Source organism: Bradyrhizobium cytisi (assembly GCF_008123515.1).
GTDB lineage: Bacteria > Pseudomonadota > Alphaproteobacteria > Rhizobiales > Xanthobacteraceae > Bradyrhizobium > Bradyrhizobium cytisi.
This window is the reverse complement of record NZ_VSSR01000069.1, coordinates 21,376-37,965: the sequence shown is the minus strand read 5'-3', so window position 1 is coordinate 37,965 and position 16,590 is coordinate 21,376. Positions and strand designations below refer to the sequence as shown.

Sequence of the window (16,590 nt, the reverse complement as noted above, 5' to 3'; positions counted from 1 at the left end):
ATCGTAACCTTCAGAAGAAAAGCCGGGAGGATTTCTCGTGATCTATGTCGTTGCCACCCTGACCATCAAGCCCGAAACCCGCGCCGAATTCATTGCAGCCGCCACCGCCTGCATCAAGGAGACGCGGAAAGAACCCGGCAATATCGCCTACGATCTGCATGAGAGCGTCACCGATCCCACCAAGATGGTGTTCGTCGAGCAGTGGGAGAATGCCGAGGCGCTGGTGCCGCATCGCGGCCAGGAGCACATGAAGACGTTTGGCCGTGTCGCGGTGAAATGCTTCACGGCGCCGCCGAAGATCGAAGTCATCACGCCCGAGAAGGTCGAGACGAGGTAACAGCGCATGATCCGGGCGACGCAGGTTAAGGGACAGCACCGCTTCACGGAAACGCCGGCGGATACGGTCGTGCTCGATTTCGACGATCGGCACCGCCGCCGCGTGGCGATGACGGGGACGCGGGGGCTGAATTTCCTGCTCGACCTGGAGAATGCCGTTGCGTTGCGCGGCGGCGATGCGCTGGTGCTGGAGGACGGACGACTGGTCGAAGTGGTCGCGGCACCCGAGCCGCTGCTCGAGATCCGCGGCCGCGACCCGCACCACCTCATCCGCGTTGCCTGGCATCTCGGCAACCGCCATCTGCCAACGCAGCTCATGGCCAAAGCCTTGCGCATTCGCCGCGACCACGTCATCGAAACCATGGTGAAGGGGCTTGGCGCGCGGGTGGTCGAGATCGAGGCGCCGTTCGATCCCGAAGGCGGGGCCTATGCCGAGGCCGGACATGCGCACGCGCATGACGACCACGGACACCAGGATCACCATGATCATCACGGCCACGACCACCATCATGCCGCGCATGACCATGGGCATGATCATCACCACGACGAGCATTGCGATCATCCCGACCATCACCACGGCCACAAGCATGCTCATGACCACAAATGAGCCGGTCAAGGCCGGTGATCTCGCCGGGAGCGAGGCGGCGGCGCTGTACCGGCTGATGACGTGGCTGTCGCCGGCGTTTCCCGTCGGCGGGTTCTCTTATTCCAGCGGCATCGAGTGGGCGGTCGAAGCGGGCGACGTGACCGACATCGCGACGCTGGCCGACTGGCTGGATGCCATGCTTGGCGACGGCTCCGGCTTTTGCGATGCGACGTTTCTTGTCCACGCCTATCGCGCCGCCGAGGCCGGTGAAGACGCCGCCTTGAATGATATCGCCGAGCTCGCTGCCGCCTTCGTGCCGTCGCGCGAACGGCAGCTCGAGACGACCTCGCAAGGCCGCGCCTTCATCGAGATCTCCCGCGCCGCGTGGAATGCCGACGGCCTGGATGCCATGGTCGCGGCGTGCCGCACACCACTGGTCTATCCCGTCGCCGTTGGCGTCGTCGCCGCGCTGCACGGCGTGCCATTGGCGCCGACGCTGCACGCCTTCCTGCACGCGCTGGTCTCGAACTGGATCTCGGCGGCCAGCCGGCTCATTCCGCTCGGCCAGACCGACAGCCAGCGCGTGCTGGTGAAATTGGAAGCCGCCGTCGCCGTAACCGCCAATCGGGCGCTGAACGCGACACAGGACAACCTCGGCAGTGCGACGTTCCGCGCCGATCTCGCCAGCCTGCGGCACGAGACACAATATACGCGGCTGTTTCGCTCGTGAGCGGTACAGCCTTCAACCGATCAAGAGAGAGCGAGTGACATGGCAACTTCTCACGGCCCCTTGCGTGTCGGCGTCGGCGGCCCCGTTGGATCGGGCAAGACCGCGCTGATGGATCTGCTCTGCAAGACCATGCGCGAGCGCTACGACATCGCCGCGATCACCAACGACATCTACACCAAGTGGGATGCCGAATTCCTCGTGCGCTCGGGCTCGCTGACGCCGGACCGCATCGCCGGCGTCGAGACCGGCGGCTGCCCGCACACCGCGATCCGCGAGGACGCTTCGATGAATCTCGCCGCGGTGGCCGACATGCGCGCCAAATTCCCCGGGCTGGATCTCGTGCTGATCGAATCCGGCGGCGACAATCTGGCGGCGACCTTCTCGCCGGAGCTTGCCGACCTCACCATCTATGTCATCGACGTTGCGGCCGGCGACAAGATTCCGTCCAAGGGCGGCCCCGGCATCACCCGCTCCGACCTTCTGGTCATCAACAAGATCGACCTTGCGCCCCATGTCGGTGCGTCGCTGGAGAAGATGGACACGGATGCCAGACGCATGCGCGGTGAGCGCCCCTTCGTCATGACCAACCTAAAGAAGAGCGAGGGGCTCGACCGTATCGTGGGGTTCATCGAGACCAAAGGCGGGTTGAAACGCGCGGACTGAAACGGGTGGGGTGAAAGGGCGCGGCGACGTGGCGCAGGCATTTCCCGCCGTTAACGTCTGAGGCAAAGCCGCGTTTGCGGAACAAATTTCGGACACGGCGATTATCTACCTCCGGCGCCCGGAGCAGAGCCGCTGTTGGCCAGACGATCGGCCGGGCGGATTAAGCTTTTTCGGCGACCGAAGTTGCGTACAGATGCCTCCTCCGTCATTATCCCTGCCACTGGGGTCCACCCTGTTTCGGCACATGGCCGTTCGAGCGGCGTTGATATGCTCCGTGTTTATTGCCGACCTCCTGCCCTCGCCTGAGTAGTCGCGTGGTCCGGCTGGGTTTCATCATCGGCTTCATCGCTCTGCTCGGAGCCTTGCTCTCCGGGCTTGCGGCCTATCGTGTCCACGACCAGGAGCTGGCGCTGGACCGGATTGCGCTGGCCCGCGCGATCGACGTTCATGCGAGCCTCGTCCAGGACAGGTCGACCGAACGTGAGCTGCTGGCGCGCGTCGCCTCAGGCCTGTTCCGCGCGCCATCGGTGCTGAAGCCCAACATGCTGGAGCCGTTGCGCTCGGCGATCTACGCCTTCAAGACCGATTTCGTGGTGGCCGGCTGGGTCGCCCGGCTGCAGCCGAACGAACTCGCCGCGGCGCAAACCGCGATTGCGGCCGCCGGCTTTCCGAAACCGCAGATCCGCGACTACAGCGACAAGCCGATCGCCGCGGCAAGCCTGACCCAGCCGATCGACGTGCTGATGGACCTCGAGCCGCGCAGCGACGAGACCAAGGCGCTGCCGGGCCGCAGCTACGATAGCGACCCGGTTCGCAGCGCCATGTTGGCGCGCGCCAGGGTCGAGAAGCGCTCGGTTGCCTCCGACCCCGTACCGCTCTCGAGCGACAACGGGCCGATCGGCGTCATCGTGGCCGCCCCCGTCATTCCCGAGGGCGCCACCGAGCCGGTCGGCTTCGTCACCTTTTCCTACGAGCTGGCTTCGCTGATGCTGACCAATGACGATCTGTCGTTGTTCTCGGTCGCGCTCAAGGACCCGCGCAAGGACGGCGGCGAGCTCGTTGCCAACGACCAGGGCGTCGTCTCCACCCGCATGACGACGCCGGACGGGCCGGCTCCGTCGGCGACGCGCACCATCAGCTTCGGCGGCCGCGACTGGCAGCTCGGTTATTACGCCAAGTCCAATTCGGCACGGCGCGCCGAGCAGACCGCAATCATCGTCGCGGCGATCGGCTTCGCCATCACCGCGATGGTCTGCGGCCTGTTCGGCTACGTCGCCTACAATAACTTGAGGCTGAGCCGCGAAATCCAGGTGCGGATCGGCTTCGAGCGGCGGTTGACGGCTGTCATCGACGAGCTCAACCACCGGGTCAAGAACATCCTTGCGGTGATCCAGTCGATTGTGACGCGCACGCTGCGCCACGGCTCGGACATCGATGTCGCGCGCGAGCTCCTGATCGGCCGCATCCACGCCATGTCCAACGTGGTCTCGCTGCTCAGCGAGAGCCAGTGGCAGGGTGTCAAGCTGAAGGGCCTGTTCGAAGCGCGCGCCATTCCGCATGCCGATCGTATCGCCGTCAGCGGCCCGGATATCGCGGTCAGCGCGCGTGCCGCCCAGAGCCTGTCGCTGCTGTTCTTCGAGCTTGCCTCGCATTCCGACGAGGGCCTGTCGCTGGTCGGCAAGCATCCGCACATCACCGCGAACTGGACGGTGACGGGCGAGGAGAACGAGACGGTGTTTCATTTCCGCTGGGAGGAGTTCAACACGAGCGAGGCGACGCGCCGGGCGGATTCGGATTTCGGCCTGATCCTGCTCGACCGCGTCGCGCCCGAAGCGCTCGGCGGCATCGCCAAGCGCTACTTCACGGATGTCTCCTATGTCTATGAATTGACCGCGCCGATGGAGACGGTCGTGGACATGACCGAGCGCGACCGCACGGAAAAGCTGTCGCAGCCGGTGAAGCCGGCGCGCTAGCTCTTCGGCCGCAACACCAGATCGACCAGGTTGCGTGCATAGGCCGGCGAGATCGGCGCGACGCCTTGGCTAGGCTCGCTGCCGCACAGCCGCTGGCTCGTCCTGACGCTTCGACCAGGAGATATAATAGGCCACCGCCGTCATCGCCGCGAAACCGGCAAGGCTCACCCCGATCTGCATCACGACCAGATTGGCGCCGGTGATCAGGATGAGATGGCCGGCGAAGGACAGGAATACACCGACGCAGAACACGGCGAGCCATTCCTCGCCGCTTTTGATCACCATCTGGAGCGGCTTCCATTGCAGCCCCGGATGGTCGGGCGGGATGAGGTGGGTCGCGATGAAAGCGAGCGCGAGGAAATGGAGCACGCGATAGGGCGCGAGGTTTTCCTTGTCGGTCGGCGAGATGCCGTTGAGCACGACATCCGGCAAATAGGCGGACAAAGTCGGCGAATGGCGCATCAGGGTGATAGCCATCGCCGACACCAGATAGGCGCCCGCCAGCACGCGGAGCCAGGGCAGGTTGCGCAAGGCGCGGCCCGACGCGCCGGTGACGGCGAACCAGCCGCCCAGCACCATCAGCATCTGCCAGCAGAACGGATTGAACGTCCATTCCTGGTCCGGATAGGTCCGGAAACCCCACTCGAACCAGCGCGCCGCGAAATAGAACGCGACAGAGAGCGCCAGCGTCACGTTCGGCCGCCGCAATAGCCCCCACAAGGCAAACGGAAAGAAGGCCATCAGCGGGATCATCAATTTCAGCAGGTCGAGGTTCAGCGGCTCCTCCTGCAGCACGAGGCCGCGGACCAGGATGCGCAGCGGATGTTCAAGAATGCCTGAGATGTTGTAGTCGCTGATGATCTCCGGCGCCATCGATTGCGAGGCGACATAGGCGATGGTGTCGATGTAGATCACGAACAGCACGACATAGGCGGCATAGAGTCGCCAGACGCGGCGGAAGATGCGCGTCGCGGCGACGACATAGCCGCGCTCCAGCGCTATCTTGCCGTGGATGATGGCGACGCCATAGCCCACCACGAACACGAACAGGTCGGCAGCGCCGCTGAAGCCGAAGTTGCGCAGCGTCAGCAAATTGACGACATTGTTCGGGATGTGATCGACAAAGACCGACCAGGTCGCAATGCCGAGTGTCAAATACAGCCTTGCGTCGTGGTCGAATGCGGAGAGGTTGGCCCTAACAGACGGCTTCATTGCTAATTATTTCACTTGGAATCAGGGCGATGCTTTTAGCGGCAACCGCCTGCCTGTCCGAGTAGCGTTTGCGTGAAGGGGGACCGATTGTAGCGCGGCTGATGAAAAATTGCGCAGAGAAGGGCCGTCGAATTCCCGCGAACCCGCCCGTCGGCTCGGCAGCGCAACTTTCTTGATTGCGGTTTCGACCTTACTCGGCCGGCTCGACTGATCCCTCATCGGCCGCGCCGGCGCGGCTTGCCATGATACCGAGCGCGACGCCGCCGATGGCCAGGATCGGTAACAGCCGCTTGACCCCGATGGCGCGGACGATCTGCAGGCCCGTCGCGATCAGCATGGGATCGGCGAGCATGCTCGGGGCCGCCTTCGCGGCGTGCTCGGCGGCGATGCGGGCACGTGTCCGCATCTCGCGCTTGTAGCCCCAATAGCTCCCTGCGGCGGCAAGCGTCAGCAGGAAGAAGATCCCGGCACCGGCAAGGCAAGCCTGCACGGGGCCGTACTTTTCCAGCACGGCGATGAAGACCGCCGCGCAGAGGAAGCATGTGGTGATGAAGAGCGCGAACGCTGCGCCCGCCGCCAGCGAGGTCAGCCGCACAGTCGTTCCCGTCGATGCGCTGATGCCGTCGATGATGCGCTGAAACACGTTCTTGCTCCTCAGGTCTCCACAAGCCAATTCGTCACGTGCCGGTCACAGCGGCGGGCGTCGTGACCTCAAATTTCACCGCGCGCCTAGCGACGCCAGGCCGCGCCGATCAGGAAGCCGATGCCGAGCGCGATGCCGACGGTCGCGAGTGGCCGATGCGTGATCGCGTCCTCCAGCGTCTCCTCGATCGAGCCGTAGGCATCCTGCGCCGCGTCCATCATCGCGCCACCGCGCTCCGAGAAGTCGTCGAGCGTCGAATCCACGTTGTCGCGCGCCTGCTTGTAGCCGCGTCGGGCCTGCTTGCCCGTGGCGTTGGCGAACGTGTTGAGGGCGTCGGTGATCTGGTCGGTGAGGGCGGCGATATCGCTTTTCACGGCTGCTACATCCTTCTCGATGCGTTCTGCGGTGGCTTTGTCGGCCCAGTCTCTCATCCTGGCTTCGCCATCGGTTATTGACATCACAAGCTCCGAACTATTGGCGGCGAGATGGGCAGAAAACGTTTCGTTGCAGTGGAAGTTCCGTTTGCGGAGCCCGTCATCCCTGCGGCAATTGCGGCGAATTCTCCGGCAACAGATGCTCCTTCAGGATCAGCCCCACGATGAGGAGCGGAGACGACAGAAAAGCGCCCATCGGTCCCCACAGCCAGGTCCAGAACGCCAGCGCGATAAAAACGGCGAGCGCGTTCAACGATAGCCTGCGGCCGATGATGATCGGCGTGACGAAGTGCCCCTCCATGAAGGTGATACCGCCGAAGGCGAGTGCAGCCATCAGGCCGCCGCCGATAGTCGGGAATGCGACCAGGCCGACCACGGCCAGCATGACGAACATGGCGACCGGTCCGATAATCGGAATGAAGTTGAGCGCAGCGGCAAGCGCGCCGAGCCCGGCCGGGTTGGGCATGCCGGTGACCGCGCAGACGATGCCGGTGGCGATGCCGACGCCAATATTGATGGCCGTGACCGTCAGCAGATAATTGCCGAGATGCACCTCGATCTCGTTGAGGATCCGGAGCGTGCGCAGCCGCGCGTCGTGGTCGCCGAAATTCATGATCATGGCGCGTCGCAGATCGCGCCAGCTTGCGATGAACAGGATCAGAGTGGCGAAGAACAGCAGGAATTCAGCGAAAGTTGGCGACACGAATTCCAGCGTCGGCTGCACCCATTCCGCTTTCGGCAGGGCGACGGTCGGCAGGCCATCGGAGCCGCCGACAATGGTTTGCAGCTCCTTCCACAGCGCGAGCGGTCGGTCGAACACATGCGCCTTCTCCCTCAACTGCGCTCCTAGCTCCGGGAGGCGTGAGCTCCATTCCATTGCGGGCGCCGCGATCAGTGCGACAACGAAGGCGACCACCGTCGTCACCGCGATCACGATCAGCACGGCGCCGAGGGCTCGCGGCACCCGCCGCTCTTCGAGAAAGGTGGCGGCCGGCGACAGCATGGTACCGGCGACGACGGCCATCACGACCGGGAGAAAGAACGCCTTGGCGACGTAAAGCACGGCGACGACGGCGATCAGAAGCAGACCGGCAAGCGCAAAGGCAACAAACTCGGTGCGCCGGATCACCGGAGGCAGTTCGGTATGGCTGTCGGGAAGCGGAGTACCTTCGTCGTTGCCGGCAATCAGACGTTCACTGGGAAGGACGCGCACAATTTCCCTCCCGCACGGAGGTGTCCGGGGGCCCGTTGGTCATCAGAAAACGCCTAAGGGCCGTTACGGTTCCGTCGCGACTTCGTGAAGTTGTGCTCGCTTGACTGTGACGTCGCTGCCGCACGCGCCATCGGAACTTGAGTCGGTTCTGCTGCGTTCTTGGGAAGCCGCATCACCCAAGATGCAGACATCACACGGGGCAGCACATGACAAAATTCGTCGTAGTCGGTCGCAGCTTCTCGCCGCGCGTCGTCACTGCTTTTGCCTTTGCGACAGCTTTACTGACGGTGCCGTTCGCAGCACAAGCTCAAACGCTCGGGTATGCGCCGATGCAGCCGCAGGCCTATCCGCATGACCAGACCTATTCGCGGGGCTACACAAGCGAGGCGCCGCCAGCCGCCGACGAGGATGCGGCATTACCGGATCGGCTGCGCCGGCAGATCGTGAGCTTCGACCGCAGCGAACCGGCTGGCACCATCGTCATCGATACCGCCAACACCTATCTCTACTATGTGCTGGGTAACGGGCGCGCCATGCGCTACGGCGTCGGCGTCGGCCGCGAAGGTTTCACCTGGTCGGGTGTGCAGAACATCACCCGCAAGGCGGAGTGGCCGGATTGGCATCCGCCGGCAGAGATGATCGCACGCCAGCCCTATCTGCCGCGCTTCGTCGCCGGCGGCCCTGGCAATCCGCTGGGTGCGCGCGCGATGTATCTTGGCTCCAGCCAATACCGCATCCACGGCACAAACGACCCGACCACGATCGGCAAGTTCGTCTCCTCCGGCTGCGTCCGCCTGACCAATGAGGACGTCAGCGACCTGTTCAGCCGCGTCAATGTCGGCGCCAAGGTCGTGGTGCTGCCGAAGAATGCGCCGTTGATGGCGCGCGGCGGTGATCCCCTACGCAAGCGGCCCGCCATGACGACGCTGCCCTCGGGACGCCAAGCGCTGAACATCCCGGCGTCGTCGGTGGATTGAGGAGCTGAGTGAGGTCACATGATGAGACGTTCGATCAGCACGTTGGCTTGCGGAAGGGCCGCGTTCGTCACGATCGCTTCCCTCGGCCTCGCGCTGGCGCCTTCCGCGCATGCGGAGGATTTCTTCTCGGCGCTGTTCGGTGCGTTCGGAGCGCGGCCGCCACAGATCCGGATGCCGTTCCCCAATGACGAAATGCCGCGCTACGACGCGCCGCGCCAGCGCGCGTCCTATGGCGGTGGCACCGCCTATTGCGTCCGCGGCTGCGACGGGCGCTATTTCCCGGCGCAAGGCAGCGATGCCGAGAGCAAGGCGCAATCCTGCAAGAGCTTCTGCCCGGCGTCAGAAACCTCGCTGGTCTATGGCAGCAATATCGACGACGCCACGACCGACAGCGGCAAGTCTTATTCCGACCTGCCGAACGCCTTCCGCTATCGCAACGAGATCGTGTCCGGGTGTACCTGCAACGGCAAGGACCCGGCCGGTCTCGCTTCGCTCAAGGCCGAGGACGATCCGACCTTGCGCAAGGGCGATATCGTTGCAGGGAGCGACGGCCTCGTCGTCGCCAACCGCAACGCCAACGATCGCCGCGGCGTCGCGATGAACTTCTCGCCATTGCCGGACTCGATCCGCGCAAAATTCCGCCATGTGCCGGTGGTGGCGAAGGAGTAGGGCGGCGAAGTCCCCTACGCCGCCCGGATCTTGCCGAGGAAATCGCTGACCTGATCGCCGAGCTGGCGGCTCTGGGTCTCCAGCATCTGTGAGGCCTGCTTGACATTGTCGGCGGCACCGGCTGCGGTGTCGGCGTCGGCCTTCACGCCGGTGATGTTGTCGGACACGTTCTTGGTGCCCTCCGCGGCATATTGCGTGCTGCGGGTGATCTCCTGCGTCGCCGCGCCCTGCTCCTGCACGGCGGCGGCAATCGCAGTGGCGACCTCGTTGACCTCGCCGATGATGCCGCCAATCGCCTGGATTGCGTTGATGGCATCGCCCGCGACCTTCTGGATGTCGGCGATCTGCTCCGAAATCTCCTCGGTCGCCTTCGCTGTCTGGCTCGCCAGCGATTTCACCTCGGAGGCGACAACCGCAAAACCACGCCCGGCTTCGCCGGCACGCGCAGCCTCGATCGTGGCGTTGAGGGCGAGCAGATTGGTCTGCGCCGCAATGGTGTTGATCAGGCCGACGACCTCGCCGATGCGGCCTGCGGATTGAGCCAGCCCCTGCACGGTGCCGTCGGTCTCGCGCGCTTGATTGACGGCGCGGCTGGCAATGCCCGCGGCGTGCGCGGCCTGCTGGCTGATATCGTTGATCGAGGCCGAGAGCTCCTCGGCGGCGGCCGCGACGCTGTCGACGCTCATGGACGCGTCGTTGGAGGCCTTGCCGGCGACCTCGACGCGCTCGTTGGTCTGGCGCGACACGGCGGAGAGATCGCCCGAGGTCTTGCGCATCTCGGCCGAGGCGTCGCTCAATTCGCCGAGCGACTTGCGCACCACGCCCTCGAACTCGCCGACATAGGTCTCCATGGCGCGCTGGCGCGCGGCCGCGCCGGCATTGCGCTCGCGCTCCTGCTCCTCGATCTTGAGCTTGTCGATCGCCTGCTGCTTGAAGGTTTCCAGCGCGCCGGCAAGGGCGCCGATCTCGTCCTGGCGATCGAGATAGCCGCTGTCGACGGCGAGATCGCCGCCGGCGACCTTGAGCATGGCGTCGCGGATCCGATGCAGCGGCGTGATCACGCGGCGGCTGACGGCGAGCATCGCGGCGCCGGTCAGGACGATGGCGGCGATCAGAAGCGCCAGCTGGACGAGCAGCGATTGCAGCGCGCCGGCGCGTTGGACGGCGGCGTGATCCTTGGCGGCTTGCAGGGCGGTGTCGGCGAGCTTGACCACGATCGCCATACGGCCAACCGAGAACGGGCTCCACTGATTGGCCGTCATCGCCGGCTTCTCGCCCTTGGCGATCGCCGCGATGATGCCGTCACGCGTACCGGTATAGTGCGGATCGAAATAGACCGACTTGGTCTCGGTCATGGCGGCGGACAGCGCCTGGGGCATTTGCATGCCGGTGGCGGCAAGCTCGATCGCGCTCCAGGCGGCATCGGTGGCGCCGACGAACCTGGTGAAGGCGGACTGGGTTTCGGGCGTGACCTTGCCGCTGTTCAGTGCGTTGCCGACGATGAGCGACGATTCGCCGGCGTTCTGACGCAGCAGCCAGGCCATCTGCTTGATGGCCAGGAGCTGGTCGATGGTGGCATCCTGATGGTTGACGCTGGCCGCCAGCACGGGGGAGAGCTTATCGAGTATCGCCATCAGCCCGTCCTCGCTCTCGAGATACTCGGTGGCGAACGCCGTGCGGCGCGAGGCTTTGGGCTTGGCGACCTCAGTCCAGAACTCGGCCTGTTGCGCCAGCAGCGCCCTGTTGAGTCGGGTGAGATCGGCGACGATCGCGTCACGCTGCGGAATATCGATCGAGGGCAGGATGTCGATCGCGCGAGCAAGCGCCGGCATCAATTCGTCACGAATGCCGCGGATGTACTTTTCGATATCCGCATCGATCCTGATGTCGCTGGTCAATTGCCGGTTGGTGGTCGAGCGATCGGCCCGGATGTTGGCCATGGCCTTGAACACGTCGGCCGAGGCTGCCGCGACCGCAACGATGCGGTTGGCCTGCTGCAGCCGGGTCCACGAGCTCCATGCGTTGACCGAGAAGCCCGCGACGATGATCAGTGCGGTGGAGAGGATCACCGCCTTCAGCAGCGTGGATACGGTCAAGCGATTGAGCATCGGACACTCCAGTACGCGTTTCGAAGTTCGTGCCCCAGAACGGCAACCCCCACGAACTTCGAAACCAGAGGGATGCGCGCAACAGACGCGCCTGCCCAAGGCCGGCGCTTGGAGCGCATTTGGCCTGAAAAGGGTAAAAACTTAGACAGTGTGCCTGCCGTAAAATTACGTAGGCATCTCGGGTGTCGTCCTGGCGAAGCCAGGACGACGGTGAGAGTGCGCTATGCCGCGCGGATCTTGCCGAGGAAGTCGCTGACCTCGTGGCCGAGCTGGCTGCTTTGGGTTTCGAGCATCTCGGAGGCGCTCTTCACATTGTCCGCGGCCGCGGCTGCAGCATCGGCATCGGCTTTCACGCCGGTGATGTTGTCCGAGACGTTCTTGGTGCCCTGCGCCGCATATTGGGTGCTGCGCGTGATCTCCTGGGTCGCCGCGCCCTGCTCCTGCACGGCGGCCGCAATCGCGGTCGCGACCTCGTTGACCTCGCCGATGATGCCGCCAATGGTTTGGATCGCGTTGATGGCGTCGCCCGCGACCTTCTGGATGTCGGCGATCTGCTCGGAGATTTCTTCCGTCGCCTTCGCCGTCTGGCTCGCCAGCGATTTCACCTCGGAGGCGACGACGGCAAAGCCGCGGCCGGCTTCGCCGGCGCGGGCGGCCTCGATGGTGGCGTTGAGCGCGAGCAGGTTTGTCTGCTGCGCGATGGTGTTGATCAGGCCGACGACCTCGCCGATGCGGCTTGCGGACTTCTGCAGGCCCTGCACGGTGCCGTCGGTCTCGCGCGCCTGGGTGACGGCGCGGCTGGCGATGCCCGCAGCGTGCGCCGCCTGCTGGCTGATGTCGTTGATCGAGGCCGAGAGCTCTTCCGCAGCCGCCGCGACGCTGTCGACGCTCATGGAGGCATCGTTGGAGGCCTTGCCGGCGACCTGGACTCGGTCGTTGGTCTGGCGCGAGACTGCGGAGAGATCGCCCGAGGTCTTGCGCATCTGCCCCGAGGCATCGTTCAGCTCACCCAGCGTCTTGCGCACCGCGCCCTCGAACTCTCCGACATAGGCTTCCAGTGCGCGCTGGCGCACGGCGGCTCCGACGTTGCGCTCGCGCTCGTGCTCCTCGATCTTGAGCTTTTCGGTGGCCTGCTGCTTGAAGGTTTCCAGCGCGCCGGCAAGGGCGCCGATCTCGTCCTGGCGATCGAGATAGCCGCTGTCGACGGCGAGATCGCCGCCGGCGAGCTTGAGCATGGCGTCACGGATGGTGTTGAGCGGATTGATGACGCGGCGGCTGACCAGCATGATCGCGCCGACGGCAAGGCCGATCGCAAGCGCGAGCAGCACGAGCTGCACGATCAGCGCGCGCTGCGCAGCGCCGCGCTGGTCGAGTGTGTGCGCCCTGGCGGCGTCGAGGGCGGCTTCGGCCACCGCGACCGCGCTCGCCATGCGGCCGACGGTGAGCGGGCTCCACTGGTTGGCGGTCAGCTCGGCCTTCTCGCCCTTGACCAGCGTGTCCGCGAGGCGGTCACGCAGGGTCAGATATTGCGGCTCGAAATAGGCGGTCTTGGCGCCGGCCATGGCGGAGGCGAGCGCCTGCGGCAATTGCATGCCCGAGGTCGACAATTCCAGCGCCTTCCACATCGCGCTCGTGCCGCCGACATATTGGGTATAGGCATAGCGGCTCTCGGGCGAGATTTTGCCGGCGTTAAGGCCGATCGAGACGATCAGCGAAGCTTGGCCCGCGGTGTTGCGTAGCAACCAGGCGTTCTGCTTGATCGACAGCAGCTGGTCGATCTCGGCATCCTGGTGGTTGACGGTGGCGGCCAGTGTGTTCCCGAGATTATCGAGCACGTCGAGCAGGCCCTGCGTCGTCTCCATGTATTCCTTTGGCAAGCCCGCGCGGCGCTGATCCTTGGACCTGGTGACGTCCTCCCAGAATTGCTTCTGCTCCTCGATCAGCAATTTGTTAAGGCGCGCGAGCTCCGGCACCAGCGTGCCGGACCGCGGGAAGTCCATGCTCGGCAGCAGCTCGAGCGCGCGTGCCATCGCCGGCATCTGCGCGTCGCGCAGCGCACGCAGGTATTTCTCGATCTCGGAATCCATCGGCTCGGTCGCGTTGAGGAGCCGCGTCGTGGTCGAGCGGTCGGTGCGCAGGTTGTGCATCGCCTTGAACAGGTCGGCGGAGGCGTCGGCGATCGCCGAGATGCGGCTGGCGGTCTTGAGGCGGTCCCAGGACTCGTAGGCGGTGAGCGAAAGTGCGATCACCACGCAGATCGACGTGATCGCGATCACTGTCTTCAACAGTGCGGACACGGTCAGACGATTGAGCATCGAAGTCCCCCCAAATTCCCATTTCAAAGTTCGAAGACGCCCCGGCAAAATCGAGAGAACGGGGGCGGACGCATCGGCAATGACATACCGTTCGCGGCACGCAACTCGTACGGTTTCTGCATCTGAAACGAAAAGGGTAAAGTTTTCGGCAGGCGGCCTGCCGGTAGAATTACGCATTTACTAGAAGTTGCAGTGGGTTGCGTGGATGGAACCGGCGCGCGAGACAGGCGTTAGGAGCTCGTTGGCAATTTGCCTGAAGGGGGCCTTGCGATGTTGGTCGGCGTGCTCGTCACCTTTCTCGTCATCATTCTCGTGCTTTATCTCATCAACATGCTGCCGATGGACGGCCGCGCCAAGCAGATCGCACGCGTCGTCGTCATCATCATCGGCATCGTGTCGCTGCTGAAATATCTGACGGTGTTTTAGCGGGGCTTCCGATCTCCAACAAAAAAGCCCCGGCGTCAGCCGGGGCTTTTGATGTTCGAGCGGCCTTGTCAGCCCGTCGCCTTCCTAGCCAAGCGCCTTGGCCTCGCGGCGGCGCGCGGTGAGGATGTATTCGGTGTAGCCGTTCGGCTGCTCGCGGCCCTTAAAGATGAGGTCGCTAGCCGCCTTGAAGGCGACGCCGTCGAAGGCGGGCGCCATCGGCTTGTAGATCGCGTCGCCCGCGTTCTGCTTGTCGACGACGACGGCCATGCGCTTGAGCGACTCCATCACCTGGGCCTCGGTGATGACGCCCTGGTGCAGCCAATTGGCGAGATGCTGGCTGGAGATGCGCAAGGTGGCGCGGTCTTCCATCAGGCCGACATCGTGGATGTCAGGCACCTTGGAGCAGCCGACGCCCTGGTCGATCCAGCGCACGACGTAGCCGAGAATGCCCTGGCAATTGTTGTCGATCTCCTGCTTGACGTCGTCGGGCGCCCAGTTCGACTTCGACACCGGAATGGTGAGGATGTCCGAGAGTTTTGCGCGCGGACCGCCCTTGGTCAGCTCCTGCTGGCGTGCCGTGACGTCGACCTGGTGATAGTGCAGCGCGTGCAGCGTTGCCGCGGTCGGGGAGGGCACCCACGCAGTGGTGGCGCCGGCCTGCGGATGCGTCAGCTTCTGCACAAGCATGTCCGCCATTTTGTCGGGTGCGGCCCACATGCCCTTGCCGATCTGGGCATGGCCGGGCAGGCCACAGGTCAGGCCCATGTCGACGTTCCAGTCCTCATAGGCCTTGATCCAGGCCTGCGCCTTCATCTCGTTCTTGCGGATCATCGGACCCGCTTCCATCGAGGTATGGATCTCGTCGCCGGTGCGGTCGAGGAAGCCGGTGTTGATGAACATGATGCGCTTGGAGGCGCGCTGGATGCAGGCCTTGAGGTTGACGGTGGTGCGCCGCTCCTCGTCCATGATGCCGACCTTGAGCGTGTTCTCCGGCAGGCCCAGCATCGTCTCGACGCGGTCGAAGATCTCGCACGTGAACGAGACCTCGTCCGGGCCGTGCATCTTCGGCTTGACGATATAGGCAGATCCCGTGCGGCTGTTCTTGACCTTGGAGTTGCCTTTCAAGTCATGAATGGCAAGAAGTCCGGAGACCGCGGCATCGAGCAGGCCTTCCGGGACTTCCTCGCCGGTCTCGTCCAGCACCGCATCAGTGAACATGTGGTGACCGCAATTGCGCATCAGCAGCAGGCTGCGGCCGTGCAGCTTGACCTCGCTCTTGCCGTCCGGCGTCTTGTAGGAGCGGTCGGCGTTGAGTGAGCGCGTCAGCGTCTTGCCGCCTTTTTCGAAGTCCGCCGACAGCGTGCCGTTCATCAGGCCGAGCGTGTTGCGATAGATCAGTACCTTGTCCTCGGCGTCGACCGCGGCGACCGAGTCCTCCATGTCGAGAATGGTCGACACGGCCGATTCCATGATCATGTCGGCGACGCCGGCCGGATCGTCCTTGCCGATCATGCTGTTGCGATCGACCTTGACCTCGACATGCAGGCCGTTGTTGGCGAGCAGCACCGCGCTCGGCGCGGCCGCATCGCCCTGGAAGCCGGCGAACTGCGCGGCGTTCTTCAGCGCGGTGGCGTTGCCGCTCTTCAGCTTCACCGCGAGCTGGCCTGCGACGACGCTATAGGCGGTGACGTCGGTGTGGCTGCTGGTCGCCAGCGGCACGGCGGCGTCGAGGAACGCCTTGGCCTTGGCGATCACCTTGTCGCCGCGTGCCTTGTTGTAACCCTTGCCGCTCTCGGACGGATCGTGCGGGATCGCGTCGGTGCCGTAGAAGGCGTCATAGAGCGAGCCCCAGCGCGCATTCGCCGCGTTCAGCGCGTAGCGCGCGTTGGTCAGCGGCACGACCAGCTGCGGGCCGCAGATCTTGCCGATCTCCTCGTCGACATCAGCGGTCTCGACCTTCTGCGTCGCGGGCTCGGGGACGAGATAGCCGATCTCTTTCAGGAAGGCGGTGTAGGCGCCGAGGTCGAACGCCTTGCCCTTGTTGGCGCGGTGCCAGTCGTCGATCTTGGCCTGCAGCGCGTCACGGAAGGCGAGCAGCGACCGGTTCTTCGGCCCCAGCTCCTTGATGATGGCGGCCACCCCGGCCCAGAACGCATCCGGCGCGATCCCCGTTTTCGGGGCGGCTTCCTTGGCAATGAAGTCGAAAAGGACGGGGGCGATCTTCAATCCGTGGGCGTCAACGCGTTTCATGATGGTCTTTCTTGTTGGAAATGGCTGTTTTTGGCTGCTTTGACCCGACAGCAGC

15 protein-coding genes are annotated in these 16,590 nt (G+C 64.5%); 8 read left to right on the top strand and 7 right to left on the bottom strand.

All coding sequences use genetic code 11. The features are described from left to right. The first annotated feature begins 37 nt into the window (after nucleotides 1–37). From FXB38_RS33745 to FXB38_RS33725, 5 genes are all read left to right on the top strand, one after another. Complete coding sequence (locus FXB38_RS33745; RefSeq protein ID WP_148755265.1) at nucleotides 38–337, top strand: putative quinol monooxygenase; 300 nt, start codon at nucleotides 38–40, stop codon at nucleotides 335–337. 6 nt (nucleotides 338–343) lie between these two features. Beyond that, nucleotides 344–943, top strand: coding sequence for an urease accessory protein UreE (gene ureE, locus FXB38_RS33740; protein ID WP_148755264.1), 600 nt, complete (start codon nucleotides 344–346; stop codon nucleotides 941–943). After that, nucleotides 924–1,652, top strand: a complete 729-nt coding sequence (locus tag FXB38_RS33735) for an urease accessory protein UreF (RefSeq protein WP_148755263.1) — start codon at nucleotides 924–926, stop codon at nucleotides 1,650–1,652. The genes ureE and FXB38_RS33735 overlap by 20 nt, the downstream gene beginning before the upstream one ends. A 39-nt stretch (nucleotides 1,653–1,691) precedes the next feature. Then, the gene (gene ureG, locus FXB38_RS33730) at nucleotides 1,692–2,315 is read left to right on the top strand and encodes an urease accessory protein UreG (protein WP_148755262.1); all 624 of its coding nucleotides are present in this window, start codon (nucleotides 1,692–1,694) and stop codon (nucleotides 2,313–2,315) included. A gap of 314 nt (nucleotides 2,316–2,629) precedes the next feature. Next, on the top strand, nucleotides 2,630–4,288 hold the full coding sequence (locus FXB38_RS33725) for a CHASE domain-containing protein (protein WP_148755261.1): 1,659 nt from the start codon (nucleotides 2,630–2,632) through the stop codon (nucleotides 4,286–4,288). A 69-nt stretch (nucleotides 4,289–4,357) separates the two neighbouring features. Here the strand turns inward: FXB38_RS33725 and FXB38_RS33720 are convergent, their stop codons facing one another. From FXB38_RS33720 to FXB38_RS33705, 4 genes are all read right to left on the bottom strand, one after another. Next, on the bottom strand, nucleotides 4,358–5,500 hold the full coding sequence (locus tag FXB38_RS33720; protein WP_148755260.1) for an OpgC domain-containing protein: 1,143 nt from the start codon (nucleotides 5,498–5,500) through the stop codon (nucleotides 4,358–4,360). A gap of 190 nt (nucleotides 5,501–5,690) precedes the next feature. Next, complete coding sequence (locus FXB38_RS33715) at nucleotides 5,691–6,143, bottom strand: hypothetical protein (RefSeq protein ID WP_148755259.1); 453 nt, start codon at nucleotides 6,141–6,143, stop codon at nucleotides 5,691–5,693. Between the two features lie 86 nt (nucleotides 6,144–6,229). Next, complete coding sequence (locus FXB38_RS33710) at nucleotides 6,230–6,601, bottom strand: ElaB/YgaM/YqjD family protein (protein WP_187435324.1); 372 nt, start codon at nucleotides 6,599–6,601, stop codon at nucleotides 6,230–6,232. Between the two features lie 76 nt (nucleotides 6,602–6,677). Next, a complete protein-coding gene (locus FXB38_RS33705; protein ID WP_148755257.1) occupies nucleotides 6,678–7,790 on the bottom strand; it encodes an AI-2E family transporter in 1,113 nt (370 codons plus the stop codon). Between the two features lie 206 nt (nucleotides 7,791–7,996). Here FXB38_RS33705 and FXB38_RS33700 point away from each other — a divergent pair, with 206 nt between their 5' ends. Both FXB38_RS33700 and FXB38_RS33695 read left to right on the top strand, forming a co-directional pair. Beyond that, nucleotides 7,997–8,767, top strand: a complete 771-nt coding sequence (locus FXB38_RS33700; RefSeq protein ID WP_148755256.1) for a L,D-transpeptidase — start codon at nucleotides 7,997–7,999, stop codon at nucleotides 8,765–8,767. Between the two features lie 18 nt (nucleotides 8,768–8,785). Continuing rightward, nucleotides 8,786–9,436, top strand: coding sequence for a DUF2865 domain-containing protein (locus tag FXB38_RS33695; protein ID WP_148755255.1), 651 nt, complete (start codon nucleotides 8,786–8,788; stop codon nucleotides 9,434–9,436). A 14-nt stretch (nucleotides 9,437–9,450) separates the two neighbouring features. Here FXB38_RS33695 and FXB38_RS33690 read toward each other — a convergent pair whose 3' ends face one another. Both FXB38_RS33690 and FXB38_RS33685 read right to left on the bottom strand, forming a co-directional pair. Next, on the bottom strand, nucleotides 9,451–11,544 hold the full coding sequence (locus FXB38_RS33690) for a methyl-accepting chemotaxis protein (protein WP_148755254.1): 2,094 nt from the start codon (nucleotides 11,542–11,544) through the stop codon (nucleotides 9,451–9,453). A gap of 221 nt (nucleotides 11,545–11,765) precedes the next feature. Further along, nucleotides 11,766–13,859: a methyl-accepting chemotaxis protein gene (locus tag FXB38_RS33685; protein WP_187435323.1), complete on the bottom strand. Its 2,094-nt coding sequence runs from the start codon at nucleotides 13,857–13,859 to the stop codon at nucleotides 11,766–11,768. A 270-nt stretch (nucleotides 13,860–14,129) separates the two neighbouring features. Here FXB38_RS33685 and FXB38_RS33680 point away from each other — a divergent pair, with 270 nt between their 5' ends. Beyond that, the gene (locus tag FXB38_RS33680) at nucleotides 14,130–14,285 is read left to right on the top strand and encodes a Thivi_2564 family membrane protein (protein WP_148755253.1); all 156 of its coding nucleotides are present in this window, start codon (nucleotides 14,130–14,132) and stop codon (nucleotides 14,283–14,285) included. Nucleotides 14,286–14,369: 84 nt separating this feature from the next. Here the strand turns inward: FXB38_RS33680 and FXB38_RS33675 are convergent, their stop codons facing one another. Then, the gene (locus FXB38_RS33675; RefSeq protein WP_148755252.1) at nucleotides 14,370–16,535 is read right to left on the bottom strand and encodes a malate synthase G; all 2,166 of its coding nucleotides are present in this window, start codon (nucleotides 16,533–16,535) and stop codon (nucleotides 14,370–14,372) included. Nucleotides 16,536–16,590 lie beyond the last annotated feature (55 nt).

Excerpts from the sequence above, each read along its gene's own strand:
- ureE (WP_148755264.1), top strand. The coding sequence starts at position 344 with ATGATCCGGGCGACGCAGGTTAAGGGACAGCACCGCTTCACGGAAACG.
- FXB38_RS33735 (WP_148755263.1), top strand. The coding sequence starts at position 924 with ATGCTCATGACCACAAATGAGCCGGTCAAGGCCGGTGATCTCGCCGGG.
- ureG (WP_148755262.1), top strand. The coding sequence starts at position 1,692 with ATGGCAACTTCTCACGGCCCCTTGCGTGTCGGCGTCGGCGGCCCCGTT.
- FXB38_RS33720 (WP_148755260.1), bottom strand. The coding sequence starts at position 5,500 with ATGAAGCCGTCTGTTAGGGCCAACCTCTCCGCATTCGACCACGACGCA.
- FXB38_RS33710 (WP_187435324.1), bottom strand. The coding sequence starts at position 6,601 with ATGTCAATAACCGATGGCGAAGCCAGGATGAGAGACTGGGCCGACAAA.
- FXB38_RS33700 (WP_148755256.1), top strand. The coding sequence starts at position 7,997 with ATGACAAAATTCGTCGTAGTCGGTCGCAGCTTCTCGCCGCGCGTCGTC.
- FXB38_RS33695 (WP_148755255.1), top strand. The coding sequence starts at position 8,786 with ATGATGAGACGTTCGATCAGCACGTTGGCTTGCGGAAGGGCCGCGTTC.
- FXB38_RS33690 (WP_148755254.1), bottom strand. The coding sequence starts at position 11,544 with ATGCTCAATCGCTTGACCGTATCCACGCTGCTGAAGGCGGTGATCCTC.
- FXB38_RS33685 (WP_187435323.1), bottom strand. The coding sequence starts at position 13,859 with ATGCTCAATCGTCTGACCGTGTCCGCACTGTTGAAGACAGTGATCGCG.
- FXB38_RS33680 (WP_148755253.1), top strand. The coding sequence starts at position 14,130 with ATGTTGGTCGGCGTGCTCGTCACCTTTCTCGTCATCATTCTCGTGCTT.
- FXB38_RS33675 (WP_148755252.1), bottom strand. The coding sequence starts at position 16,535 with ATGAAACGCGTTGACGCCCACGGATTGAAGATCGCCCCCGTCCTTTTC.